This window comes from Marivivens donghaensis (assembly GCF_011806565.1).
In the GTDB taxonomy this organism is placed as follows: domain Bacteria; phylum Pseudomonadota; class Alphaproteobacteria; order Rhodobacterales; family Rhodobacteraceae; genus Marivivens; species Marivivens donghaensis_A.
Map to the genome: position 1 here is coordinate 1 of NZ_JAATOP010000003.1, position 23,910 is coordinate 23,910.

A 23,910-nucleotide genomic window follows, 5' to 3' on the forward strand; every position below is an offset into this window, starting at 1 on the left:
GGCCACGTCGGTGAGGTCGAAATGCCCGCCGCCGAAGTGGGTGAAGTCCTCGGCATCGCCGCCAAAGAGGAAGCACTGCGCGAAGCTGCGCCGGTTGACTCCGATAGCGCGGGCGGCATGACTGTTGCTGCGTTGACGCTGGAGGAAAAGCTCGCAATCGCAGAGATCGTGCGCGACGAAATCCGCCCGCTCCGCCGCGAGATTACGGCCTATAAAGAGCACAATAACCTCCAGACTATTCTGGGCGGTCTGGGCTATATCGTCGGTCTGTTCGGGGTCGGATTTTACTTCGCGGCGCTCCGCAAACTGGCCGCCTGACCGATGTCTCAACCCCTTCTTGCCGCCGGTAGCGAAAAGAGTACGAGTGACAGCCTGCTGTCGCGCGGCTCTCTGGCTGCGCTCGATCCGCGTATGCGGATCGTGGTCGCGGCCATCTACGCTATCGTCGTGGTTAGCTTGTCGGACTTCGCTGCGCTGGGTCTCGCGCTGGGCTTTGCGTTCTGCCTCCTGCCGCTGTCCGGTCTGCCGATCAAGCGCACGCTGAAGCGTATGATCGGGATGGACAGCTTCATCATCTTTACGCTGCTGATCCTGCCGTTCTCCGTTCCCGGCACGCCGATCTTTACCGTCTGGGGCTTCGTCGCCAGCTACGAAGGCCTCTGGCAGGCCATCGAAATCGCGCTGACTGCGAACGCTGCGATCCTGGGGTTGATGTGCCTTGTCGGCTCGATGGAGCCTGTCGCGATGGGCCATGGCCTCCACGCGCTGCGCGTGCCTGAACGGCTTGTGCAACTGATGATGTTCACCATCCGCTACATCGAAGTGCTGCGCGAAGAATACATGCGCCTGCGCGCCGCAATGAAGGTGCGCGGCTTCCGTCCTGGCACCAATTGGCACACCTACCGCAGCTTCGGTTACCTCGTCGGGATCATGCTGGTCCGTGCGCTCGAGCGGTCCGAGCGGATCCTTGGCGCCATGAAATGTCGCGGGTTCACGGGGCGGTTCGTGCTGCTCGAACGGTTCAAGATGCAAAAACGCGACTGGACATTTGTCGCGCTGACAGGTTTGGCAATCCTCGCCCTCATCGCTGTGGAGCTGAGACATGCCATTGCTTGAACTGAGCGATATCAAGTTCGCCTATCCTGGCCACGACCCGATCCTGAACGGTGCCTCGCTGTCGCTCGAAGCCGGTGAGCGCCTGTCGATCCTCGGCCCCAATGGCGCAGGCAAATCGACGTTGCTCAAGATGATTGTCGGCCTGCTCAAGCCCGACGCGGGGCAGGTGTCGGTCTTTGGCGAAACGCGCGACCAAGAAGCCGATTTCCACGACGTCCGCCGCCGCGTGGGCTTCGTGTTTCAGGACCCCGACGACCAGCTCTTCAGCCCGACTGTGGCCGAAGACATCGCCTTCGGTCCGCTGAACCTCGGCAAATCGCGCGACGAGGCGCTGGCGCTTGTCGACAACATCCTCGCCAAGCTCGCGCTGACCCACTTGCGTGACCGCATCACGCACCGCCTGTCTGGCGGTGAGAAGCGCCTTGTGACATTGGCGACTGTGCTGGTGATGGAGCCGGAAGTGCTGCTCCTCGATGAGCCGACAAACGCGCTGGACGAGGAAAACGAGGAGCGGTTGGTCGAAATCCTCTCTGGCCTGCCGCAGGCCATGCTGCTCATCAGCCACGATCCCAAATTCCGCGCGCGCGTCGCCCCCTCGGCCTATCGCCTCCGCGCCGGGGTGCTCACCCGCGAGGACTAAAGCGACGGTTTGTAGAGCGCCAGTTTCGCGCCGAAGCCGATGAACACCGCGCCTGTCACGCCCTTGAGCCAGCGTTGGAATGTCCCGTTTTGCGCAGCCTTGGTCAGGCGGGACATCAGTAGCACCATTGCCGTGAACCAGACCGCGTTGATCATCGAATGGATAAACACCAACGTGAAAGAGGCGAGCGGCGTCGTCTCGCCGATATGGATGAACTGCGGGAAGGCCGCGAGGTAGAACATCGACACTTTCGGGTTCAGCGCGTTCGTCAAAACGCCCTCGATGTAGGCTTTGCGCAGGGTGCGTTTGCGCTCGGCGGGTTTGACCGAGGCGACGTTCACACCTTGCCAAGCGGCGATCAGCGCCTTGATCCCGACCCAGCACAGATATGCCGCGCCGATGTATTTCACGGCGGCAAAGGCAGTGGCTGACTGCACCAGAACCATCGAAAGGCCGAAGATCGCCATCGCGCCGTGGATATAGAAACCCGTCACCAACCCCGCAATATTCACAAATCCCGCCGCGCGGCCCGAGGTCGGCACCGTCTTGGCGATCAGCACCCCGTTCGGGCCGGGTGACATGACCAGCAGGCTGGCGACGAACGCGAAAGTCAGAATTTCAGACAGAGCCATTTTCCACTCCTGCGGGATATCCGATTTTTAGGGGTAAACTTTGATGCGAGATAGGGCAATATGCCGGTCGCTCCGCTTGCCGCCTTGTAATCCATCCGTTTTCAGTGCCCCATTGGGGCATTTACAGACATTACCGAGGAGGGGCGGCGATGACACATATTCTGGCCATTGATCAGGGCACTACATCCACGCGATCCATTGTTTTCGACAGCGCGATGAAGGCCGTTGCCTCGGCTCAGGAAGAATTCCAGCAGTATTTCCCCAATAGCGGCTGGGTCGAACACGATCCCGCAGACCTCTGGGCCAGCACCGCCGCAACCTGCCGCTCTGCCATTGAAAAGTCCGGCGGTGCAGAGATCGCGGCCATCGGCATCACCAACCAGCGCGAAACGACGCTTGTCTGGGATCGCAAGACCGGCGCGCCCGTCTACAAGGCCATCGTCTGGCAGGACCGCCGCACAGCCGAGATGTGCAGGGCGCTCAAAGAGGACGGCTTCGAGGAGGTTATCACCGACCGCACGGGCCTTCTGCTCGATCCTTATTTCAGCGCGACCAAGCTGGCGTGGATCCTCGATAACGTCGAAGGCGCCCGCAGTCGCGCCGAGGCTGGCGAGCTGGTTTTCGGCACCGTAGACACGTGGCTGGTGTGGAACCTCACCGGCGGCGCCGTGCATGTGACGGACGCGACGAACGCTGCCCGTACAATGCTCTACGACATCCGCAAGGGGCGTTGGTCCAAGACGATCTGTGAGCGCCTCAACATCCCGATGTCGATGCTGCCCGAAGTGCGCGACTGCGCCGCCGATTTTGGTGAGACGCGGCCCGATCTCTTTGGCCACCCCATTCCGATCCTCGGTATCGCGGGCGACCAGCAGGCCGCGACCATCGGTCAGGCGTGCTTTGAACCTGGCATGATGAAGTCCACCTACGGCACCGGATGTTTCGCGCTGATCAACACGGGCGACACGCCCGTCCGTTCGCAAAACCGCCTGCTGACCACGATTGCCTATCAGCTGGAGGGCAAACCGACCTACGCGCTCGAAGGGTCGATTTTCATCGCGGGCGCGGTGGTGCAATGGCTGCGCGACGGGCTGAAGATCATCCGCGACGCAAAAGAAACCCAACCGCTCGCTGAACGTGCCGACCCCATGCAGAATGTCGTCCTTGTGCCCGCGTTCACTGGCCTCGGTGCGCCCTATTGGAACGCCGAGTGCCGCGGCGCGGTCTTTGGCCTTACCCGCAATTCCGGCCCCGAGGAGTTCGCGCGCGCGGCCTTGGAAAGCGTTGGCTACCAGACGCGCGATCTGCTCGCCGCGATGCAGGCCGACATTGGAGAGGTCAGCGATGCCATGCTCCGCGTTGATGGCGGGATGAGTGCCTCGGACTTTGCCATGCAGTTCCTGTCGGACATCATCGGCGCGCAGGTGGACCGCCCCAAGGTGCTGGAAACCACGGCGCTCGGCGTGGCGTGGCTGGCAGGGCAACGCGCGGGCATCTATCCGGGCCAAGAGGAATTCGCCGCGCAATGGGCGCTGGATCGCAGCTTCATGCCAAAGATGGACGAAGACACCCGTGCCGAGAAATACGGCGCGTGGCAGCGGGCCGTCGACGCGACCCTGAGGTTCTGAGGCCCTTCTGAAAACAGAAAAGGCGCCCAGTGGGCGCCTTTCGAAAAGTCGGAGCAAAGCTCTGTTTAATCAGTGCGTCCAGACCTGACGGCGCGAAGTCGCGAAGTTTTCGCCATAACCGCCGGTGCGGATGTTGGCTTTGCGGCCATGGGGTTCCTGAACAACAACGTCGAGCTTCTTCTCGGCCGCGTATTCCAGAGCGGCTTCTTTGGTGTCAAAATACATCTTCACTTGGCTCTGGGTGTCGGTCGAGGAGGTCCAACCCATCAGCGGGTCGACTTCACGTGCGGACGATGCGGCGTATTCCAGAATCCAGCGTTTGGTTTTGGCAGTGCCCGAGGACATGGCGGTCTTGGCCGGACGGTAGATTCGTGCGCGCATCGGAAGTCTCCTTCTAGGTGGCCCCCTTATCCCGAAAAACGGACGATTGTTCAAGCTAGGAACGCTGTTTGCGTGCCTGAACAAAGGCATATGTCCGAACGGCCCTTGAACAAGAACAAATAGCGCACATTATTAGGACGACAAAGGAGCACCCCGATGCATAACAACCGTCCCGACGACATGCCGATGATGCACCGCTCTCCGCAGCAGCGCGAGAAGCTGGAAGGCGGCAAGAAGTTCGTGATGAAGACAGACTTTGCGCCCGCCGGTGACCAGCCGACGGCGATCAAGGAGCTTGCGGGCGGTGTTCTGGACGGCGACCGCGATCAGGTTCTGCTGGGTGCGACGGGTACGGGTAAGACGTTCACGATGGCCAAGGTCATCGAGGAAACGCAGCGCCCCGCGATTATCCTTGCGCCGAACAAAACGCTCGCGGCCCAGCTTTACGGCGAATTCAAAGGGTTCTTCCCCGAAAACTCGGTCGAATATTTCGTGTCGTACTACGACTACTACCAGCCCGAAGCCTATGTGCCGCGTAGCGACACCTACATCGAAAAGGAATCGCAGATTAACGAGCAGATCGACCGGATGCGCCACTCGGCCACCCGCTCGTTGCTTGAACGCGATGACGTGATTATCGTGGCCTCGGTGTCGTGCATCTACGGTATCGGCTCGGTCGAAACCTATTCGGCCATGTCGCAGGATTTGCACGTCGGGAAAATCTACGACCAGCGTCAGGTGATGGCGGACCTTGTGGCGCAGCAGTACCGCCGCAACGATGCTGCCTTCCAGCGCGGCTGTTTCCGTGTGCGCGGCGACAGCCTTGAAATCTGGCCTGCCCACCTTGAGGACCGCGCATGGCGTCTGTCGTTCTTTGGTGAGGAACTGGAGGCGATCAACGAATTTGATCCCCTGACGGGCGAACGCACCGGTAGTTTCGACAAAATCCGCATCTACGCGAACAGCCACTACGTCACGCCGCGCCCGACGATGAATCAGGCGATCAAAGGCATCAAGGAAGAGCTTCAGGTCCGCCTGAAACAGCTCGTGGACGAGGGCAAACTGCTCGAAGCGCAGCGTCTTGAGCAGCGGACCAACTTCGACCTCGAAATGCTGGAGGCAACTGGCGTCTGCAACGGCATCGAAAACTATTCACGCTATCTGACGGGCCGCGCTCCTGGTGAGCCGCCGCCCACGCTGTTCGAGTTCATTCCCGATAACGCCATTGTTTTCGCTGACGAATCCCACGTCTCGGTGCCGCAGATCGGCGCGATGTACAAAGGCGACTACCGTCGTAAATTCACGCTGGCCGAACACGGCTTCCGCCTGCCGTCGTGCATGGACAACCGCCCGCTGAAGTTCGAGGAGTGGGACGCCATGCGCCCGCAGTCGGTCTTTGTGTCCGCGACCCCCGCACCGTGGGAGCTGGAGCAAACGGGCGGCGTGTTCACCGAACAGATCATCCGTCCGACGGGCCTCTTGGACCCCGTCGTCGAAATCCGCCCTGTCGATATGCAGGTCGACGATCTGCTGGACGAAGTGCGCAAAGTCTCCGCCGACGGCTTCCGCACGCTTGTCACCACGCTGACGAAACGGATGGCCGAGGACCTCACCGAATACATGCACGAGCAGGGCATCAAGGTCCGCTACATGCACTCCGATATCGATACGATCGAGCGGATCGAAATCCTGCGCGACCTGCGTCTTGGCGCTTTTGACGTGCTGATCGGGATTAACCTTCTGCGTGAGGGCCTCGATATTCCCGAATGTGGTCTCGTGGCGATCCTCGATGCGGACAAGGAAGGCTTCCTGCGCTCCGAAACGTCGCTGGTGCAGACCATTGGCCGTGCGGCGCGTAACGCCGAAGGCCGCGTGATCATGTACGCTGACCGGATCACGGGCTCTATGGACCGCGCGCTGAAGGAAACCGAACGCCGCCGTGCGCGCCAGATGGCTTACAACGAAGAGCACGGCATCACGCCGGCGACCGTCAAAAAGAACGTCGAGGACATCCTCGCTGGTCTCTATCAGGGCGATACCGACCAGAGCCGCGTCACCGCAAAGGTCGACAAACCGATGCACGGTGCCAACCTCGAAGCGGTGCTCGATGGTCTGCGCGACCAGATGCGCAAAGCTGCCGAAAACCTCGAATTCGAGGAAGCCGCCCGCCTGCGGGACGAGGTCAAACGCCTCGAAGCTGTCGATCTGGTGGTGTCCGACGATCCGCTGGCCCGTCAGTCGGCAGTGGATTCGGCGGTGGAGGAGAGCCGCAAGGCTTCGGGCCGTTCATCCGCGGGCCGTGCCGGCCAGCGCGGTGGCAACAAAAGGAGCCGCAAGTCCCGCTAAGGGGCGCGGCAACGCATTTACATCACAGCTGCGGCGATCACGCCCGCTTTGACGGCGGTCTTTGCGACCTTGCCGACGCAACCGCTCAATCCGGTGAGTAAGGCTACAGCTAGTAGCAGGCGTTTCATGTCAGGCTCCAATTTTGATCGGGGCGTTCTACAAACAAAATAGCCCCCTGCACAGAGCAGGGGGCTAGAAAACTCTTAAACTTTACCGTGATTACTGCTGTTCGGTAACTTCGTCGGCAGCTTGATCAGCGGCTTCTGCAGTCGCATCAGCAGCTTCTTCGGTAGCAGCAGCTGCATCTTCGGCAGCGTCGCCCAGTACCGGCTCGCCTTCAGCGTCTTCCGGCGGATTTACTTCGATGGTCGGAACTTCGACTTCAACAGTCTTGGTGCCGGCTTCAACCGAACCGACGGTTGCGTCGAATTCAGGCATCTGGCCGCCTTCGACAGAAACTTCCGGCAGGACGGTTTCTTGGGTCTGGTCGACGTCGACCATATAGATGCCGACTGCGATAAGAAGAACGACTACGATTGCGCCTACAATGGCCCACACACTTTTCATGACTTAAACCTTTCGTGGTTCTATGCACTTGTTGCAGATCAAACTCACGACTTGGCGATTCCGTTCCGCGAAAAGTTCGAGCTTTCGTGAATAATTAGCGCATGACGTGAACAGCACACTGTGCATGACGGACGACTCGCGCTGCCGTCGAGCCCAGCAGATAGTCTCCAAGGCCCGGATGGTGTGATGCCATCACGATCAGATCGACACCGTGCTCTTCCGCCCAGTCGAGGATCGAGCGACCGGCATGGCCGTCAATCACATAAGCCTGACAGTTGGGCGTGCTCGCAGCGCGCGCGCCGAGCTCTTTGCTGATGGCTTCACGCGTTTCCGCCATCATGTCCATCGGCATGTAGGACAGCGCGTAGGACGGCATTTCTTCGATCACATGGATCAGCGTGATCTGCGCATCGGGAGCCGCCAGACGTTTCGCGACTTCGACAGGGTCAAAGCCGTCGTAGGCATGATCGAAGGCAATCGGGACGAGGATATTTTTATACATGACCGAACTCCTTTGTTCTTGAAGCCAGCATGACATCGCGCAGAGTTGCGCGCTTTGATCCATGTCACCCTAGCGCGGGTGTGCTAGGTCGTAGCTCATGACAACTGCTTTGATCCTCGGCGCTGCGATGCGCAAAGACGGCCCGTCGCCCGCGCTGGTCAGGCGGGCCGAACACGCGGCGGGTCTGTATCTGGCGGGGCAGGTCGATCATCTGGTGGCCTGCGGCGGTTGCGTGACCTTTCCCCCGACCGAGGCCGAGGCGATCAGGGTGATCCTGCTGGCGAATGGCGTGCCGGCCACCGCGATCACGCTTGAGGACAAATCGGTCGATACCGTCCAGAATTTCCGCTTCGCCAAGTCGCTCGTCAGCGGTCCGGTCATCGTTGTCACCGACCGCCTGCATATGCCCCGCGCGATGCGCACCGCGCGGGCTGTCGGGATCGAGGCGCACCCCGCGCCGGTGCCGCACCGCTTAAAGCCGCGGCTGGTCCTGCGCGAGGTCGGTGCCAATATCCTCTATCTGTGGAAGCTCAGAGGCATCCGCTAAAGCGGGCGGTCCATCCGCACCCGCAGCCAGATCTTGCCCTTGCACGCTGTCGGCCAGTTCAGCTCCACCTTCGTGCCGTCGGAGCCTTGCTCTGTCAGCGACCACGGCAGCGCGGTTACGGCGTTGCCCTGCGCGTCCGTCACCTTGCCCGACATCGTCACCCCTTCGACCACGCGTGCGCGACCGCCGAACGGTAGGCTCGGTTTCGTTGCCACGGTCCACTTGTCCGACCGCGTGCCTTGGTCGTGTTCGATCATCGACGGGTTCACTATTTCTTCGTTCACGCCGTTGAAGGTATTCCCGTAAAACAGGACATTGCGCATTCGCGTGTAGTCGAGGTCGGCAAAGGTCGTGTCCACTTTCTCCACACGGTCGATATTGCCGTTGAGCGAGCGGAACGTGTTCCCTGTCACAGAAAGCCCGTGGATGTAATGGTTCGGGCCATAGGGCTTTACGATGATAAAGCTGAACCAGTCGCCGGTGTCGTTGACGTGGAAAATATTGCCCGTCACCGTAAGGCCGCCGAACGAATACTGCTGCCCTAGGGCAGGCGTCGCATCGTGCTCGTTGGTCAGTTCGATGAAGTTGTTGTCGATATAGTTGCCGGTGATGACCGACTTGGTATTCGGCGTGGTGAAGATGATCCCGCCCTTGCGCACGCCGAGGTCCTCGCCGTCCCCGTGGAACCAGTGGTTGCCGGTGATCAGGTTGCCCGCACCGCCCAGAATGCAGAAGTGCTTGAACCGCACCACGCGGGTATCGCGGATTTTGACGTCGTTGTGGTTGGCGTTGAACCCGATGGAGACGCGCTGCGACACGGGCAGGGACATCTCGTCAGAAAGGAACTGGCAGCGGTCGATGGTCAGGCCTTGACAGCCACTCCCGATCGAGGTCAGGCCGCGATCCTTGGGACGGTTGATGAAGCAGTCACGCACATGGAAAATGCCGCCGCCCTTGGCCAGCATGATGCACGACGCGCGGCCTACGCCGTTCATCTCGATATCGTCGAGGATGAAGTTCGTCAGCGCCTCGAAACCCGAGAAATCCAGCATGTACTGGAAGCGCTCAAAAGTGAACGTCTGCGTGCCTTCCGCGTCATAAAGCGCCTTGTTCAGCGTCACGGTCTTTGCCGCGACGTTGACGTCCCGAACGTAAATCTCGCGGCCCACGCCGTTACCCGTCACCAGCGAGCCGACGCGTATATTCGCGGCATTGGTCACTTCGGTCAGCGTGCGGTCGTTCGACGCCGAATAGGTGCCCTTTGAGGTCACGGTCTGCGTGTCCCACTTCTGGCTATCAACGGCCTCCAGTTGGCCATTGCGGATCACACGGCGGGTGGCAAAGCTCGTGCGGCTCCCCTCGGCGGCCTGCATGTCCACCGGTTCGGTCAACTGAACACGGCGCCCGCCCATATCGAGCGACTCGTGGCCGGAGTTATTCAGCAGCGCCTGAAACGCCTTCTTGAACGCGATCTGCTCGTCCCCGAACGCGTCGATATAGGTCGGCAGGTCGAAGTTCTTTTGCAGCACCAGCCGGTGCCCCGCCGCCATCGTCACGGTGCCTTCGAAACGGATGTGGTTCTCGATCGTGACGTGGTTATTCAGGCGATAGGCGCCCGCAGGCACGAAGACGGTGCGCCCGTCCGCCGCAGCATCGGCAGCCTCGAACGCTGCGCTGTCGTCGGTCGTGCCGTCACCCACAGCGCCGTAGTCGCGCACGTCGACCAGCCCGAGCATGTCGCGCAGAAAGACCGAGGTCACATCCTCGATCACCAGATCATCGACGCGCACGATCCCGCCCGTCGGGCCGGTAAAATCGAGGCCGAAATGTCCGTAGATCACGTCCTTCCAGACCATATCCACGCCGCCGCGCGGTCCTGTGCCTATGATGGCCGACACCTCGACTACTTCGCCGTAGCTGGTCAGCGTCACCTCCGGACCGACCTCTGTCAGCCCGCTCACATGGGTGCCGCCAGCGCCTCCCGCCCAGCCCGCCACGCGCACGGTCGGGAAGGGACCGGACAGCGCCTTGACCTTGGCCGATACGCGCAGATAGCACCCCGGAATGATCGGCGTTTCGCCCATGTAGCGCAGTTTCTGCGTGGAGGCCGTTTTCAGTATTTCCAGACAACCGGCAAAGTTCTGGTCCGACTGCACATAGACGCCGTTGCCGGAGCCCGCATAGGTGTCCGATCCCGGAGTACCGTCGCCGCTCGACCAGACCGAAAGACCATCCGCAAACGCGGGCGGCATCAGTTGCAGCCCGTCAGTAATCGCCTTGTTCATGTTCACCCCTTCGTATCCCGTAGCCGGAGGTCATCCGGCGGTTCGGGAAAGGGTGTAACAAGGCGCGGTAAATATCCGCTCAGCGCACCGTACGGTGCTCAGGCCATCCCTTGCGGCATGATGACGGGTTGCACCGCATCAATGCGCCAGACGCCGTCCGTTTCGACCATGAAATAGTCGAAGACCATCACCGAGCCTTGGCCATCGCTGACCATGACACGCTGGACCCAATGTTCTGCATCCTGCCGCAGGTCGAGGTAGCGGACGTCCTCGTTGTTCCAGATCGTCTCGTAGCCGTATTCGACCATGTGGCCAAAGTTCTGCGGGGTCTGGAACATCTGTTGAAGACCGGGGCTGGCAAAGCCGAACGCCGTCGGGATGTCGCGCGCAATGAACGCGTCCATCTGCTGGTCGATGATGCCTTGAATGCCGTCGGTATCCTGCGCGGCCAGCGGGCTGGCAACGAGCGCGAGTAGGAGACTTGTCGTTCTGATCATGTCTGTATCCTCCGATACCAAAGGATACGCCGGAAATCCGGTTTTGGTTCAGGCACGGGCCCGAAAGTGGCGCTGCGGGCGATTTTCCGCCCGCAGCCGCTGATTTATCTGGCCGAAACCAGTTTGCCTGCGAGGCCATCCTCGATCAGGCGGATCGAGTTCTCGATGCCGTAGAGCGCGATGAAGCCGCCGAAGCGCGGGCCTTGGCTGTCGCCGAGCAGCACTTCGTAGAGCGCCTTGAACCATTCGCGCAGGTTCTCGAAGCCATGCTCCTTGCCGACGGCGAACACCATCGACTGAAGCTCTTCGCCGTCCGCAGCGCCGTCCCATGCCTTGAGGCGGGCCAGCATGTCTTCCATCGCAGCGCGTTCCTGATCGGTCGGCGCGCGGAAGGTTTTCGTCGGCTTAACGAAGTCGTGGTAGTAGCGGACGGCAAATCCGGCGGCCTGATCGAGGTCCGGATGGGTGTCCGCAGCGGCTTCGGGTGCATAGCGCTTGATGAAGCCCCACATGGTTTCTTTGTCTTCGGCACCCGAAACAGACGCGAGGTTCAGCAGCATGGCGAACGGCACGACCATCTTCGACTCCGGCACGTCGCCGTTGTGAATATGGTAGACGGGGTTCGCGAGTTGGCCCTTCTCGTCTTGCGTCGGATAGGCCTTCAGCTGCTGGTGATACTCGTCCACCATGCGCGGGATCACATCGAAATGCAGGCGCTTGGCGGTCTTGGGCTTGAGGAACATGAAGTACGACAGCGACTCGGTCGAGGCGTAGGTCAGCCACTCGTCGATCGAGATGCCGTTGCCCTTGGACTTCGAGATCTTCTCGCCGTTCGCATCAAGGAACAGCTCGTACACCATGTGGTTCGGCTTCTTCGCGCCGAGGATCTCCGAAATGCGGTCGTAGATCGCGGTGTTGGTGGAGTGGTCCTTGCCGTACATCTCGAAATCGACGTTCAGCGCAGCCCAGCGCGCACCGAAGTCCGGCTTCCACTGGAATTTCACGTTGCCGCCAGTGACGGGCAGGGTCCATTCCTTGCCGTCCTCGTCGTCGAACGTGATGGTGTAGTTCTCTTTGTTCACTTCCTTCATCGGCACGTACAGAACGCGGCCGGTTTCGGGGTGGATCGGCAGGAAGATCGAGTAGGTCGCCTGACGCTCTTCGCGCAGGGACTTCAGCATGACCTTCATGATGTCATCGTACTTGTCGACGGCGCGCTTCAGCACTTCGTCGAACTGACCCGACTTGTAGAACTCGGTTGCCGAATAGAATTCGTAATCGAACCCGAAGGTATCGAGGAAGCGGCGCAGCATCGCGTTGTTATGCTCGCCAAACGACGGGAATTCCTCGAACGGGTCGGGAACCGAGGTCAGCGGCTTCTGCTCGTGCTCTTTCAGCATGTCCTGGTTCGGCACGTTGCCCGGCACCTTGCGCATACCGTCAAGGTCGTCCGAGAAGCAAATCAGGCGGGTCGGGATGTCCGAAATCTTGTGGAAAGCATTGCGGATCATGGTCGTGCGCAGCACTTCGCCGAAGGTGCCGATGTGCGGCAGACCCGACGGGCCGTAGCCGGTTTCAAACAGAACGTAGCCCTTTTCGGGCGGTGCTTTCTCATAGCGTTTCAGCAGGGCGCGGGCTTCTTCGAACGGCCAGGCCTTACTTTCCATCGCTACTTCGCGCACGTCGGTCATCTGTTTCACTCCATCGGTCTACTGCCACCACGGCAGGCTCAAGCGCTCTCCCTATTGCGGGAGTGCTCCGGCGTCAATAAATGAAGGGTGTAACACAACGGAGAAGACCATGACCGCCGACAGTTCACTGACCGCCCAGGATGCACTCGTCGCCCTGATGATCGCCGTTTCCGCCAGTGACGAGGATATCCGCACCGCCGAACTCGTCCGGATCAACAACATGATCAACCACCTACCGGTGTTTCACGACTACGACGAAGAGCGTCTGCCCGCCGTATCGCGCACCGTTTTCGACCTGCTGGGCGAAGAAGACGGCCTCGACGCGCTGTTCGGTCTGATCCGCGACGCGCTGCCCGAGCGTATGAGCGAAACCGCCTACGCGCTGGCCTGTGACGTCGCCGCCGCAGATGGCCGTATCGAAGGCGCAGAGGCACGTATGCTCGAAGAGATCCGTCACGAGATGGCCGTCGACCGCCTGCACGCCGCCGCGATCGAACGCGGCGCCCGTGCGCGTCACATGACCATGTAAGCCTTAGAAATCGGCCCAGCGCTGGAGCAGCACCTGCTGTAGCCGCTTGGCCTTACCGTTGTAGCTGGCCGCTCCCTGTGGGCGGCCAGCTTCCGTTTCGGCAAAGGCTTCGCGCCGCGGCAGGTCGCCGCTGAAGATGGCAAACGACAGCTCGCGGCCATCCTTGGTATGCACATAGCCCGCCAATGCGGAAACGAAGTTCAGCGTACCTGTCTTCGCCTCGACATGTGCGGCGGTGTTGATCGGCGTTCCTTCGACATCCCGCAGCACGATGTTCTTCAGAAGCGGTCGCAGCAGATCCTGCACGTCCGGCGCATTCAGCAGGCCGACCAGAGACGCTGGCGTAATCCGCGAGTCCGGATTGAGGCCGCAATGATCCATCAGCCGCACCGTCGCGCCCGTCCGCTCGAAAATCCACTGCCGCATCTCGGCGGCGGAGGATTTCAGATCAGCCGGAATCCCCGTGCGCTGGGCGGTCGCGGTGAGGCCAAGCACTTCGGCAGTCAGGTTGGTCGAATACTTCAGGCAGTCCTTCACCACGACATCCAGCGGCTCGCTGAGGTATTGGAGGAACGGCTCGTCCGTCGGCGCAGCCTCGGCCCTTACCGGCTCGGACAGCTTGATGCCCTTGCTGCGCGCAATGCTGTGGAACACGTCGCCCGCATAGAGGTCAGGATGCCTCACAGGTAGCCAATAGCCGCCGCCTTCGCCAAGCGCCGCCTTCGACACGGTCCAATCATCGTGGTCGTCGTCGTTCTCATAGGTGTAGATCGGGGTGGAGCGGTCGATGACCTCCATCCGCGCGACCTCGACGGAGGGGCTGAATTTCTCGGACCGCGCGTCCATGGTCACATCGTAGCTGCTGCCCGTCCGCGCCCATTCGAAGAACACGCGGTTATAATTCAGGTTCAGCCCCGAAACGGCGGGGTTATAGCCAAGGTGATCAAGCTGCTCGGGCTCGATCTCTTCGACGTAGGGCAGGGCGCCGCCCCAGACCTGAAACGCGCCGGTCACTTCCTTGACGCCCGCATCCACCAGCATCTGCGCAAGCTCGCCCAGATTATCCGTGGTCAGCGTCGGATCCCCGCCGCCGACAAGCACCAGATCACCGTCCAGCACGCCTTCTTCGCTGATCGGACCCGTTGCGACCAGTTGCGTGGTAAACCGGTACTCCGCGCCCAGCGTCTCCAGCGCATAAAGGCTGGTCACAACTTTCGCCACGCTCGCGGGCGGCATGGCGGTGAGCGGCTGGTACTGTTCGAGTATCTCGCCCGTCGCAGTGTCCGTCACGATGACACCGGTCAGTCCCGTCAGCCCTGCCTCGAAGATATACTGGTCGAGGTTCGGCCTCAGACGCGGGCGTTCGGGAACGTCCGGCGCACGCGCCAGCGGCGGCATCGAAGTCAGTGGAGCATTGGCCAGCGCCGCGGTTGCGGACAGGCTCAGAAGCCCGCCAAGGGCCGCGCGTCGGGACAATTGTGTTTTCATGGCCTGAAGCTAGCTCGCACCCCATAGCCAATCAATGACAGGTTATGTCCATTCTCCTCGCGCACGGATCGCGGACGATGACGCTTCCGAGAGCGGGAGGTTCACATAGCACCACTTCGGCGCATCCGAGCGGCCAAGCTGCCACGACCGCCGCGCCGAAAGCCGCGCATCGGAGTAGACCCGCGCTGCTTTGGACGTCTTTGCAGCCAGCAGATACCCCGGACGTGCGATCACGCCTACAGGAACGCTGTCCATGATCGTCTTCCAGTCCTGCCATTTGTCGAATTGCACGAGGTTGTCGGCCCCCATCAGCCAGACGAACTTTACCCCCGGATACCGCCTGCGCAGCGCCGCGATGGTTTCAGCGGTGTAGCGGGTGCCGAGCCTCTGTTCGATCCCCGTCACGGTCACTCGCGGATGATCCATGATATCCGTCGCAGCCGCGATGCGCCGCTCGATCGCGGCAGGCCCGTGTTCTTTAAGCGGATTGCCCGGCGATACCATCCACCACACGCGGTCCAGCCCGAAACGGCGTAGCGCCGCGAGCGTAATCGCGACGTGCCCTTCGTGCGCAGGATCGAACGATCCGCCAAGCAGACCAATGACCTGTCCCGGCTTTGCTATGGGGTATCCTAGAACCATTCCGCCTCATTATCGCGCCTACGTGATAGCGCAAGAGGGCAAAGCAAACCCCTCAGCCGCTGTCGCCCGAACGCGGCACATAGTCAAAGCGGGTAAACCGCGCCTCGCGGGCCTGTCCTGTGATATCCATGCAGATCATCCCGACGAAAGCGCCGGTGAAAGATCCATGCTCGCCGCGTCCGCCTTCGTCCGAGACCAGTGTCGCATCCAGCTCCGGCCCGACCTTTTCCCAGTCGCCCCGTTTGATCCAGAACTGCTGGGTGGTGCCATCGACCGTCACCCGCAGATCGACCGCCCCGTCACCGATCGCAATCGGATCACCATGCCACGTCAGCGCGCCATCCGGATCGCCGAGGCAGGAATAGATGTGTAGCACCCGCCCGATGCCCTCTTCATGACTGACAAGGCACGCGTGGAATTTGAAACGGTTGTAGTAGGTCGTGAGGCCCGCCGACTGCTGATAGGTCTCAGGCGCGAACTTAACGGTGGTCTCTGCAGTATAGAAGTGATCCTCCTGCCGCCGCGCGACCAGCGCTTGCTCGAACCACGAGCCGATGCTTTCCCGCCCGATCAGCGTCAGTGCATCGACATCCTCGCGGAAAATGCGTTCCGTCTCAGGCGTCCGCAACCACTGGAACTCGGGCGGCAGCGCATCACCCAGCGTCCGCTTCACCGCCTGACGAGCACGCGGCTCCACCGCGACAGGCGACGGCACCTCTTCCCGCGCCAGCATCCCGCCCTGTTCAAGCCACAGCCAGCCGTCCTCCCAGACAACCTTCTCCAGCCCCGTCTCCCGCCCGAGCGGGCAGTACGGCTTCCCGTCTTTCCACAGCGGCCGCCCCATCAGAAACGAGTGGTAATGCTCGCCCCAATGCGTCTCCACATACTGCCCATGACCGGTCCGCTGAATGGGGTTGTCAGTCCCTTTGGCTGAAATCACATGCTTCGCCGGATGGTCCTCATACGGCCCGCGAATGTCCCGCGCCCGCGACATCGTGACAGCGTGGTCATACCCCGTGCCGCCCTCTGCCGTGGTCAGGTAATAGTAGCCACCCCGTTTGAACAAATGCGGCGCCTCGGTCAGCCCGCGGTCCGTACCCGCATAGATATTCGTCACCTCACCGCTCAGCCCACGCTCCGGCGACCACTCCTGCAAGAGTATCCCGTCAAACGCCGCATGAGCCGGATTGCACCCCTTGGGGCGGTGATTCCAACGCATGTTGACGAACCACTTCCGCCCGTCGTCATCGTGGAACAGCGACGGATCGAAGCCGGAGCTGTTCACATACCACGGATCGCTCCACTCCCCGTCCACGCTCTCGCAGCAGGTGATGTAGTTATGCGCATCCTTGAAACTGCCGTCGAAGCGCTTCACGTCGGTATAAACCAGCCAGAACTTCTCGCCGTCGTGGCTCAGACACGGCGCCCAGATTCCGCAGCTATCGGGATTGCCGCGCATATCCAGTAGCGCCGCGCGGCTCAGCGGACGCGCCACCAGATCCCAGTTCACCAGATCGCGCGAATGGTAAATGCAAACACCCGGATACCACTCGAAAGTGGAGGTCGCGAGGTAGTAATCCTCGCCCACGCGCAGGAATGACGGATCGGGGTTGAACCCCGGTAAAACCGGATTGCGGATCATGAAATCAGGGCCTCCCCGCCCCTTCATTCTGATAAAAATACCTCGGGGGTGCGGGGGCAGAGCCCCCCGCTGTCCGTCAGGACATCAATCCTCAAGTTCGGCCGATTTGGCCCAGAGGTTGATCTTCTCTTCGTCGGCGTATTCGTCGATCTGGGCGAGTTCCTCTGCTGTGAACTCCAGATTGCCGATCGCGCCGCAGCAGTCGGTGACCTGCTCGGGGCGGGATGCGCCGATGAGGGCGGTGGTGATGCCGCCGTCGCGCAGCACCCATGCAATCGCCATCTGGGCGAGGGTCTGCCCGCGCTTGGCAGCGATCTCGTTCAGTGCTCGGATATTGTCGATCGCCTGATCCGACAGCATGTTCGGGTCGAGCGATTTGTCCTGCGCCGCGCGGCTGTCCTTGGGAATGCCGCCGAGGTACTTTTTGGTCAGCATCCCCTGCGCGAGCGGGGTGAAGGCAATCGAACCGACGCCGAGTTCTTTCAGCGTGTCCTTCAGCCCATCGGTCTCTACCCAGCGGTTCAGCATGTTGTAGCTGGGCTGGTGGATGAGGCAGGGCGTGCCGAGGTCCTGGAGGATCGCGACAGCCTCGCGGGTGCGCTCCGAATTATAGGACGAGATACCTGCATAAAGGGCACGGCCCGAACGCACGATGTAATCGAGCGCCATCATCGTCTCTTCGAGCGGCGTGTCGGGGTCGAAGCGGTGCGAATAGAAGATATCGACGTAATCGAGGCCCATGCGCTTGAGCGACTGGTCGCAGGACGACACGAGGTACTTGCGGCTGCCCCACTCGCCGTAGGGGCCGTCCCACATGTGATAGCCCGCCTTGGACGAGATAATCAGCTCGTCGCGGTAGCCTGCAAAGTCGTTCGCGAGGATGTCGCCGAACGCTTCTTCGGCACTGCCCGGAGGCGGGCCGTAGTTGTTCGCGAGGTCGAAGTGCGTGATGCCGTTGTCGAATGCGGTCTGGCAGATCGCGCGCTTGGTCTGGTGCGGTGTGTCGTGGCCAAAGTTGTGCCACAGGCCGATGGAAACGGCGGGCAGCTTCACGCCCGAGTTGCCGCAGCGGCGGTAGACCATCTTTTCATAGCGGTCTTCGGCGGGTGTATATTTCGTCATCTGGAATCCTCCCCGTGGTCACTAAAACGATTTAGACCACTTCAGGCAAGACTACCCATCTCTGCTGGCAAGAAAACGGCCGAAATTGTGCCATTCCTCTATATTTGCGCACAGAACCCGCACGACAACCAGGAATGGAACGGCAAGGAACGCGCCCGCAAAGCCCCAGAGCCAGATCCAGAACATCACCATGAGGAAAACAGCGATGGTGTTCAGCTCCAGCCGTTTGCCGACGAACAGCGGCGTGACGAAGTTCGCTTCGATCGCGTTGAGGACGAAGTATGAGAAGGGAGGAAGGAACGCTTCGCCGACTGTGTCAAAGGACACGAGTGCGACCATGCCCACGCCGATCATGCCGATGATCGGGCCCACGAACGGCAGGTAGTTCAGGAGCGCCGCAGCAACGCCCCAAACCGCAGGCATCGGCAGGCCGAGATACCAGCAGGCCACGCCGACCGAGAAGCCGAGCAACATGTTGATTAAGGTGATCGAGGCAAGATAGCGGGAAATCTGGTGCTCAACATCCCGCGCCACAGCCAGCGCGCGGCGCTTGTCCGAGAAACGGGGCATGACCTCGACGATGCGCCTTTGAACAAGGTCGTCGGAGGCGAGGATGAACAGCGCCAGCAGCATCGCGCCGCCGAAGGTCGATGCAATCGTAACCATCTGGTTCGTGACCATCGCTAGGATGTCGATGCGTTCGTCCGCAACAGGCGCAGGGGCGTCCGATGCGCCGTCACCCGACGCCATATCGGCAATGTTTTCGCCCATCTCGCGGACTTCGGCGATCTTTTCGATGACTTCGCGCCCTTTGATTTTCACATCCAGAGCGATCTGCGGCGCATTGGCAAGCAGGTCGGTCACCGGCTGTTTCAGCGCAAGCGCGCCCGCGACCGTCAGCGAGGTCACGACGAACACAATCAGCATCGCGGCGATGGGGGCGGAAAAGCCGACGCGCTTCATCCCCCGCACCAGCGGGCTCAGAAGAAGCGCCATCAAAACGCCGAGCATGACAGGCAGAATGATGCCCCGCGCAAAATAGGCAGTCGTCAGCAGGACGATGATGGTGAGTCCGAAAAGGAGGCGGCGAATGGAGCCGAGATAGAAAATCGCAGTTTCGAATTCGTCTTCGTGTCGTTCGTTCATCGCGATCCCAGACCCAGCACACTACCCATCGGCAACGCGCGTGCTGCGATACATGTTCCGTCCCTTGAAAAATAAGGCTGGCCGGACGGATTGCCCCTTGCGGGTGGCATCGCTATTTAGGGGCCAAGCAATCAAAGGATCAGCAATGGCCAATTATCAGTTCGTCTATTTCATGGACGGCGTGTCAAAGACCTATCCTGGCGGAAAAAAGGTCTTTGAGAACATCCGTCTGAACTTCCTTCCGGGCGTGAAGATCGGTGTCGTCGGTGTCAACGGCGCCGGTAAATCGTCGCTGCTCAAGATCATGGCCGGCATGGACAAGGACTTCCAAGGTGAAGCCTGGGCCGCCGAAGGCGCGCGCGTCGGCTATCTTCCGCAGGAGCCGCAGCTCGACGAAGGTTTGACCGTCCGCGAAAACGTCATGCTCGGCGTGGCCGAAAAGAAGGGCAAGCTGGATCGTTACAACGAACTGGCTATGAACTACTCGGACGAAACCGCAGACGAGATGGCTTCGCTTCAGGACGAGATCGACAGCCAGAACCTGTGGGATCTCGACAGCCAGGTCGACGTCGCTATGGAAGCTCTGCGCTGCCCGCCGGACGATGCCAACGTCTCCAGCCTTTCGGGCGGTGAACGTCGCCGTGTCGCACTGTGTAAGCTGCTTCTCGAAGCGCCCGACATGCTGCTGCTCGACGAACCGACCAACCACCTCGACGCCGAGACTATCGCGTGGCTCCAGCAGCACCTGATCGACTACAAGGGCACGATCCTCTGCGTGACGCACGACCGTTACTTCCTTGATGACATCACCGGCTGGATTCTCGAACTCGACCGCGGTCAGGGCATCCCCTACGAAGGCAACTACTCCAGCTGGCTGGAACAGAAGGCCAAGCGTCTGGCGCAGGAAGCCCGCGAGGACAAGTCCAAGCAAAAGACCCTCGAGCGCGAGCTTGAGTGGATGCGTCAGGGCACCAAAGCCCGTCAGGCCAAGCAGAAAGCGCGTATCAACGCCTATAACGAACTGGCCGAAACGTCCGAGCGCGAAAAGATCACCCGCGCACAGATCGTCATTCCGAACGGTCCGCGTCTGGGTGGCAAGGTTATCGAGGTCAACGGCCTGAAAAAGGCGATGGGCGACAAGCTCCTCATCGAAGACCTGTCGTTCGACCTGCCGCCAGGCGGTATCGTCGGCGTCATCGGCCCGAACGGTGCCGGTAAGTCGACCCTGTTCAAGATGCTCACCGGTCAGGAAACGCCGGACGAGGGCACCGTATCCTACGGTGACACCGTTCAGCTGTCCTATGTCGACCAGTCGCGTGACGACCTCGCGGCCAACGATACCGTATGGGAAGCCATCTCGGGCGGCGCCGAACTCATCCAGCTCGGCGATGCCGAAGTGAACAGCCGTGCGTACTGCTCTTCGTTCAACTTCAAAGGCGGCGACCAGCAGAAGAAAGTCGGTCTGCTCTCGGGCGGTGAACGCAACCGCGTCCACATGGCACGTCTGCTGAAGTCGGGCGGTAACGTTCTGCTCCTCGACGAACCTACCAACGACCTCGACGTCGAAACCCTCCGTGCTCTCGAAGACGCGCTAACCGAATTTGCCGGTTGCGCTGTCGTCATCTCGCACGACCGTTTCTTCCTCGACCGTATCTGTACCCACATTCTGGCTTTCGAAGGCGAAGCCCACGTCGAGTGGTTCCAGGGTAACTTCGAAGATTACGAAGAAGACAAGAAGCGCCGTCTTGGTGCCGATGCGCTGGAGCCGAAGCGACTCAAGCACAAGAAATTCACCCGCTGATTCAATCAGATACGGTGAACGGAAACCGCGTCCCATCGGGGCGCGGTTTTGCTTTTACGGGAATCGCCACCTCCGCAAATTCAAAAAAGTTGAAAAATTTGGGCAAATCGGCGGAACTTTTCCGGCGGTAGGCGAGTTTCCACTCACTAAAATGCAAACTGTTTGATTAATGTCACGTTGATGTGGCCTACTCCGTCCCAACAAGAACAAGACTTGGGATGGAATAAATGGGACTCTGCTTCATGGTGAGCGCCGCTGTACTCGTCGGTGCACTTAGCCTGAACATGGTTGGCCTGGTCGGCCTCTGGGGCGTTATCGGCCTCTTCATGGTCACGACCCTGATCACCGCAACGATGTCGGTCGTTCGCAGCTTCCGCGAAGAAGGCGAAGTGATCCGCATCACTGCGCAGCCGGCACTCCGCCGCTCTTTCTGATTTTACAGATTTCCGAAGGCGCTCAGGCGAGCGCCTTGGCCCGTGCAGCAAACGTGCGGGCATCTTGGGGTGCGAGCCCCAACTGACTTGACGGTGCGAAGATCGCATCGGCGTTCAGGTCCGTCCACTCGGCCTTGGCCAGTTCTTTCAGCGTCCCTTCGCCGGCGATCACCCGCTTGCACATGTCTTTGACCGCTGCCTGCGCATCCGGTCGCGGCATCGATTTCGCCAGTTCGAACGAAAGCGCCTCTGCGTAGATCAGGCCCGTGCCGTCGTCGATGTGTCCGAGCATCGATTCCGTATCTGGTTTCAGTCCCTCCGCCAGATCGCCGCCGATTTGCAGGGCGCGGCCCGTCGCAAGGCACAGCTGCGGCAAAGTCATCCATTCCGAAATCCACGCAGCACCATCGCGCTGTTGGCGATGAACGGGCGCGTATTGCAGCGTTGCGTTCAGGCCAACGGCGACCCGCGCGAGCGCGCTCAGCATGGACGGCATCACGGGGTTCTGTTTCTGCGGCATGGTGGAAGAGCCACCGGCGGCGGGCAGGCGGACCTCGCCAATGCCGCTTTGGGTCAGCAGTGTCAGATCATCGCCCATCTTGGCCAGTTGTGTGATGACCTGCGTCATCCACGCGGCCATTGCGGCGAAGCCGTTCCGCTCTGCGTGCCAGCTGTGTTCTGGATCGGAGAGGCCGAGGCCCTTGGCCAGCTCGGCGCGCACTTCGTCGCCCTTATCACCCATCGCCGACAGCGTGCCCGCAGCGCCCGCCAGGCTGACCCGTAGCACTTGCGAGCGGATGGCGGGCAGTTGTTCCAACAGGTCGGCGAGCGGATTGCCCCAGCTTGCGGCCATTGCGCCGAACGAGGTGGGGGTTGCGACCTGACCGTAGGTGCGGCCTGCCATCGGGGTCTCGGCGTGTTCTTCAGCCAATGCCGCGAGGCCCGCGACGACACGCTTCAGGCGCGTTTCGGTCAGCGTCAGCATCTGGCGCAGACGCAGCGCGAGCGCGGTGTCCATGATGTCCTGCGAGGTCGCGCCGAAGTGGACGTACTGCGCGTATTCGGGCGCCTGCATCAGTGTGCGAAACGACGACACCAGCGCAGGCACGACCACTGCGTTTTTCCCCGTTTCGGGCGACAGGCCCGCGGGGTCGATCTGAAGCTCCAGCGAGGCGCGGTGGATCGCCTTGGCCGCGATCTCGGGGATGACGCCGACGGTGCCTTGCGCTTTGGCCAGTGCGCCTTCAACGATCATCATCGCGCGAACCTCGGCGCTGTCAGTGAAAAGCGCACCGAATTCACGGTCGAGGATCAGGTCACGGTAGATCGTGCTGTCGAAAAGCGTAGCGGCCATGGGTCAGCTCCGGTGTCTGGTTTGCGCCTTACTAACGGCGGGACGCGGGCGGGGCCAGCCTCAGATGTGGCCGGTGTCCTTGATGAACTGGTTCAGCAGATCCGCATATTCCTGCGGTTTCTCCACGCAGGGCAGGTGGCCTGTCTTGCGAATGATGTGGAAGGTGGAGCCGGGGATCAGTTCGACCGTTTCGCGCACCAGATCCGGCGGGGTGGAGCCGTCTTCGGAACCCACGATACCCATCGTCGGCAGGCGTAGACCGCTGGTCGGCGTGTAGAAATCGGTGCCCGAGATCGCGGCACAGCAACCGGTATAGCCTTCGACCGGCGTTGCGCACAGCAGGTCGCGCCATTTCTTCACAGCGGGGGAATTGGCAAAATCCTTGGCGAACCACCGCTCCATCACGCCATCAGCAATCGCGTCGAGGCCCTTGGTGCGGACCGCGTTGATCCGTTCGTCCCAGAGCTTCTGGATGCCGATCTTGGCGGCGGTGTTCGACAGAACCAGCGTGCGGATGATGTCGAGCCGTTTGACCGCCAGCCCCTGCGCAATCATGCCGCCGATCGACAGGCCGACGAACATCGCGTCGCGGACGTTGAGGTGATCGCAAACCGCCTCGGCATCCTTCACCAGCGCGCCCATCGCGTAAGGCGCATCGGGGCAGGAGGATTTGCCGTGGCCGCGTTTGTCCATGCGGACGATGCGCAGTCCTTTGGGCAGCAGCGGCAGCAGGTCGTCCCAAAGGCTCATAGCCGTGCCGAGCGAGTTGGCGAACACGATGGTCGGTGCGCTGTCGCCCATCACGCCGTCTTCGCGGGCGTAAAGGGTCACATCATCGCGTTGGATATAATGTTCGCGCATCGGTCGTCCTCGCCATTTGTCTGGTGGCCGAGGATCAGGCTTTGGCCCGCAGGATGCAA

22 protein-coding genes and 1 pseudogene are annotated in these 23,910 nt (G+C 61.1%); 9 read left to right on the forward strand and 14 right to left on the reverse strand.

The features are described from left to right. From HCZ30_RS05235 to HCZ30_RS05245, 3 genes and pseudogenes are all read left to right on the forward strand, one after another. A pseudogene (locus HCZ30_RS05235) lies at positions 1-318 on the forward strand (cobalt ABC transporter permease); the annotation flags it as partial. 3 nt (positions 319-321) lie between these two features. Next, positions 322-1,116, forward strand: coding sequence for a cobalt ECF transporter T component CbiQ (gene cbiQ / locus HCZ30_RS05240; RefSeq protein WP_167637109.1), 795 nt, complete (start codon positions 322-324; stop codon positions 1,114-1,116). After that, complete coding sequence (locus HCZ30_RS05245) at positions 1,103-1,756, forward strand: energy-coupling factor ABC transporter ATP-binding protein (RefSeq protein WP_167637112.1); 654 nt, start codon at positions 1,103-1,105, stop codon at positions 1,754-1,756. The genes cbiQ and HCZ30_RS05245 overlap by 14 nt, the downstream gene beginning before the upstream one ends. Here HCZ30_RS05245 and HCZ30_RS05250 read toward each other — a convergent pair. Further along, positions 1,753-2,388, reverse strand: coding sequence for a LysE family translocator (locus HCZ30_RS05250; RefSeq protein ID WP_167637114.1), 636 nt, complete (start codon positions 2,386-2,388; stop codon positions 1,753-1,755). The two genes, HCZ30_RS05245 and HCZ30_RS05250, sit on opposite strands and share 4 nt — an antisense overlap. A gap of 149 nt (positions 2,389-2,537) precedes the next feature. Between HCZ30_RS05250 and glpK the strand changes: the two genes are divergently transcribed. Beyond that, positions 2,538-4,016, forward strand: coding sequence for a glycerol kinase GlpK (gene glpK / locus HCZ30_RS05255; protein WP_167637116.1), 1,479 nt, complete (start codon positions 2,538-2,540; stop codon positions 4,014-4,016). A 69-nt stretch (positions 4,017-4,085) separates the two neighbouring features. On the opposite strand, the gene HCZ30_RS05260 is transcribed toward glpK, so the two are convergent. After that, positions 4,086-4,397, reverse strand: coding sequence for an ETC complex I subunit (locus tag HCZ30_RS05260; RefSeq protein ID WP_167637121.1), 312 nt, complete (start codon positions 4,395-4,397; stop codon positions 4,086-4,088). Positions 4,398-4,553: 156 nt separating this feature from the next. On the opposite strand from HCZ30_RS05260, the gene uvrB reads away from it, so the two are divergent. Then, positions 4,554-6,743, forward strand: coding sequence for an excinuclease ABC subunit UvrB (uvrB, locus tag HCZ30_RS05265; protein WP_167637123.1), 2,190 nt, complete (start codon positions 4,554-4,556; stop codon positions 6,741-6,743). A gap of 219 nt (positions 6,744-6,962) precedes the next feature. On the opposite strand, the gene HCZ30_RS16810 is transcribed toward uvrB, so the two are convergent. Continuing rightward, the gene (locus HCZ30_RS16810) at positions 6,963-7,310 is read right to left on the reverse strand and encodes a hypothetical protein (protein ID WP_167637125.1); all 348 of its coding nucleotides are present in this window, start codon (positions 7,308-7,310) and stop codon (positions 6,963-6,965) included. 94 nt (positions 7,311-7,404) lie between these two features. Next, positions 7,405-7,812: a universal stress protein gene (locus tag HCZ30_RS05275; RefSeq protein WP_167637128.1), complete on the reverse strand. Its 408-nt coding sequence runs from the start codon at positions 7,810-7,812 to the stop codon at positions 7,405-7,407. Positions 7,813-7,909: 97 nt separating this feature from the next. Between HCZ30_RS05275 and HCZ30_RS05280 the strand changes: the two genes are divergently transcribed. Next, positions 7,910-8,359: a YdcF family protein gene (locus HCZ30_RS05280; protein ID WP_167637130.1), complete on the forward strand. Its 450-nt coding sequence runs from the start codon at positions 7,910-7,912 to the stop codon at positions 8,357-8,359. Here HCZ30_RS05280 and HCZ30_RS05285 read toward each other — a convergent pair. From HCZ30_RS05285 to HCZ30_RS05295, 3 genes are all read right to left on the reverse strand, one after another. After that, positions 8,356-10,644, reverse strand: coding sequence for a glycosyl hydrolase family 28-related protein (locus HCZ30_RS05285; RefSeq protein ID WP_167637133.1), 2,289 nt, complete (start codon positions 10,642-10,644; stop codon positions 8,356-8,358). The genes HCZ30_RS05280 and HCZ30_RS05285 overlap by 4 nt on opposite strands. A gap of 98 nt (positions 10,645-10,742) precedes the next feature. Further along, complete coding sequence (locus HCZ30_RS05290) at positions 10,743-11,141, reverse strand: DUF4864 domain-containing protein (RefSeq protein ID WP_167637135.1); 399 nt, start codon at positions 11,139-11,141, stop codon at positions 10,743-10,745. A 104-nt stretch (positions 11,142-11,245) separates the two neighbouring features. Continuing rightward, positions 11,246-12,832: a lysine--tRNA ligase gene (locus HCZ30_RS05295; RefSeq protein WP_167637138.1), complete on the reverse strand. Its 1,587-nt coding sequence runs from the start codon at positions 12,830-12,832 to the stop codon at positions 11,246-11,248. Positions 12,833-12,941: 109 nt separating this feature from the next. On the opposite strand from HCZ30_RS05295, the gene HCZ30_RS05300 reads away from it, so the two are divergent. Further along, the gene (locus tag HCZ30_RS05300) at positions 12,942-13,361 is read left to right on the forward strand and encodes a tellurite resistance TerB family protein (RefSeq protein WP_167637140.1); all 420 of its coding nucleotides are present in this window, start codon (positions 12,942-12,944) and stop codon (positions 13,359-13,361) included. Positions 13,362-13,364: 3 nt separating this feature from the next. On the opposite strand, the gene dacB is transcribed toward HCZ30_RS05300, so the two are convergent. The 5 genes from dacB to HCZ30_RS05325 form a co-directional block, all read right to left on the reverse strand. Next, the gene (gene dacB, locus HCZ30_RS05305) at positions 13,365-14,837 is read right to left on the reverse strand and encodes a D-alanyl-D-alanine carboxypeptidase/D-alanyl-D-alanine endopeptidase (RefSeq protein ID WP_246212624.1); all 1,473 of its coding nucleotides are present in this window, start codon (positions 14,835-14,837) and stop codon (positions 13,365-13,367) included. Between the two features lie 54 nt (positions 14,838-14,891). Further along, positions 14,892-15,491 (reverse strand): nicotinate-nucleotide adenylyltransferase, encoded by a 600-nt coding sequence (locus tag HCZ30_RS05310; protein ID WP_167637145.1) that lies wholly within the window; start codon positions 15,489-15,491, stop codon positions 14,892-14,894. Positions 15,492-15,543: 52 nt separating this feature from the next. Then, on the reverse strand, positions 15,544-17,133 hold the full coding sequence (locus HCZ30_RS05315; RefSeq protein ID WP_167637147.1) for a glycoside hydrolase family 43 protein: 1,590 nt from the start codon (positions 17,131-17,133) through the stop codon (positions 15,544-15,546). An 84-nt stretch (positions 17,134-17,217) separates the two neighbouring features. Further along, positions 17,218-18,255, reverse strand: a complete 1,038-nt coding sequence (gene mgrA, locus HCZ30_RS05320; RefSeq protein ID WP_167637150.1) for an L-glyceraldehyde 3-phosphate reductase — start codon at positions 18,253-18,255, stop codon at positions 17,218-17,220. A 51-nt stretch (positions 18,256-18,306) separates the two neighbouring features. Then, a complete protein-coding gene (locus HCZ30_RS05325) occupies positions 18,307-19,401 on the reverse strand; it encodes an AI-2E family transporter (RefSeq protein ID WP_167637152.1) in 1,095 nt (364 codons plus the stop codon). Positions 19,402-19,546: 145 nt separating this feature from the next. Here HCZ30_RS05325 and ettA point away from each other — a divergent pair, with 145 nt between their 5' ends. Next, complete coding sequence (gene ettA, locus HCZ30_RS05330) at positions 19,547-21,202, forward strand: energy-dependent translational throttle protein EttA (RefSeq protein ID WP_167637154.1); 1,656 nt, start codon at positions 19,547-19,549, stop codon at positions 21,200-21,202. Positions 21,203-21,429: 227 nt separating this feature from the next. Then, positions 21,430-21,636 carry a hypothetical protein gene (locus HCZ30_RS05335; protein ID WP_167637156.1) on the forward strand — a complete coding sequence of 69 codons (207 nt, stop codon included), beginning with the start codon at positions 21,430-21,432 and terminating at the stop codon, positions 21,634-21,636. 22 nt (positions 21,637-21,658) lie between these two features. Here HCZ30_RS05335 and HCZ30_RS05340 read toward each other — a convergent pair whose 3' ends face one another. Both HCZ30_RS05340 and pcaD read right to left on the reverse strand, forming a co-directional pair. Then, a complete protein-coding gene (locus tag HCZ30_RS05340) occupies positions 21,659-22,990 on the reverse strand; it encodes a lyase family protein (RefSeq protein WP_167637158.1) in 1,332 nt (443 codons plus the stop codon). Positions 22,991-23,050: 60 nt separating this feature from the next. Next, the gene (pcaD, locus tag HCZ30_RS05345) at positions 23,051-23,851 is read right to left on the reverse strand and encodes a 3-oxoadipate enol-lactonase (RefSeq protein WP_167637160.1); all 801 of its coding nucleotides are present in this window, start codon (positions 23,849-23,851) and stop codon (positions 23,051-23,053) included. Between the last annotated feature and the right edge of the window lie 59 nt (positions 23,852-23,910).

What these genes read in the sequence shown, in the direction of transcription:
- pcaD (WP_167637160.1), bottom strand. Translation starts at nt 23,851, where the DNA reads ATGCGCGAACATTATATCCAACGCGATGATGTGACCCTTTACGCCCGC.
- HCZ30_RS05290 (WP_167637135.1), bottom strand. Translation starts at nt 11,141, where the DNA reads ATGATCAGAACGACAAGTCTCCTACTCGCGCTCGTTGCCAGCCCGCTG.
- mgrA (WP_167637150.1), bottom strand. Translation starts at nt 18,255, where the DNA reads ATGACGAAATATACACCCGCCGAAGACCGCTATGAAAAGATGGTCTAC.
- HCZ30_RS05280 (WP_167637130.1), top strand. Translation starts at nt 7,910, where the DNA reads ATGACAACTGCTTTGATCCTCGGCGCTGCGATGCGCAAAGACGGCCCG.
- HCZ30_RS16810 (WP_167637125.1), bottom strand. Translation starts at nt 7,310, where the DNA reads ATGAAAAGTGTGTGGGCCATTGTAGGCGCAATCGTAGTCGTTCTTCTT.
- HCZ30_RS05245 (WP_167637112.1), top strand. Translation starts at nt 1,103, where the DNA reads ATGCCATTGCTTGAACTGAGCGATATCAAGTTCGCCTATCCTGGCCAC.
- HCZ30_RS05295 (WP_167637138.1), bottom strand. Translation starts at nt 12,832, where the DNA reads ATGACCGACGTGCGCGAAGTAGCGATGGAAAGTAAGGCCTGGCCGTTC.
- HCZ30_RS05285 (WP_167637133.1), bottom strand. Translation starts at nt 10,644, where the DNA reads ATGAACAAGGCGATTACTGACGGGCTGCAACTGATGCCGCCCGCGTTT.
- glpK (WP_167637116.1), top strand. Translation starts at nt 2,538, where the DNA reads ATGACACATATTCTGGCCATTGATCAGGGCACTACATCCACGCGATCC.
- uvrB (WP_167637123.1), top strand. Translation starts at nt 4,554, where the DNA reads ATGCATAACAACCGTCCCGACGACATGCCGATGATGCACCGCTCTCCG.
- HCZ30_RS05275 (WP_167637128.1), bottom strand. Translation starts at nt 7,812, where the DNA reads ATGTATAAAAATATCCTCGTCCCGATTGCCTTCGATCATGCCTACGAC.
- HCZ30_RS05260 (WP_167637121.1), bottom strand. Translation starts at nt 4,397, where the DNA reads ATGCGCGCACGAATCTACCGTCCGGCCAAGACCGCCATGTCCTCGGGC.
- HCZ30_RS05300 (WP_167637140.1), top strand. Translation starts at nt 12,942, where the DNA reads ATGACCGCCGACAGTTCACTGACCGCCCAGGATGCACTCGTCGCCCTG.
- HCZ30_RS05250 (WP_167637114.1), bottom strand. Translation starts at nt 2,388, where the DNA reads ATGGCTCTGTCTGAAATTCTGACTTTCGCGTTCGTCGCCAGCCTGCTG.
- HCZ30_RS05310 (WP_167637145.1), bottom strand. Translation starts at nt 15,491, where the DNA reads ATGGTTCTAGGATACCCCATAGCAAAGCCGGGACAGGTCATTGGTCTG.
- cbiQ (WP_167637109.1), top strand. Translation starts at nt 322, where the DNA reads ATGTCTCAACCCCTTCTTGCCGCCGGTAGCGAAAAGAGTACGAGTGAC.
- HCZ30_RS05335 (WP_167637156.1), top strand. Translation starts at nt 21,430, where the DNA reads ATGGGACTCTGCTTCATGGTGAGCGCCGCTGTACTCGTCGGTGCACTT.
- HCZ30_RS05315 (WP_167637147.1), bottom strand. Translation starts at nt 17,133, where the DNA reads ATGATCCGCAATCCGGTTTTACCGGGGTTCAACCCCGATCCGTCATTC.
- ettA (WP_167637154.1), top strand. Translation starts at nt 19,547, where the DNA reads ATGGCCAATTATCAGTTCGTCTATTTCATGGACGGCGTGTCAAAGACC.
- HCZ30_RS05340 (WP_167637158.1), bottom strand. Translation starts at nt 22,990, where the DNA reads ATGGCCGCTACGCTTTTCGACAGCACGATCTACCGTGACCTGATCCTC.
- HCZ30_RS05325 (WP_167637152.1), bottom strand. Translation starts at nt 19,401, where the DNA reads ATGAACGAACGACACGAAGACGAATTCGAAACTGCGATTTTCTATCTC.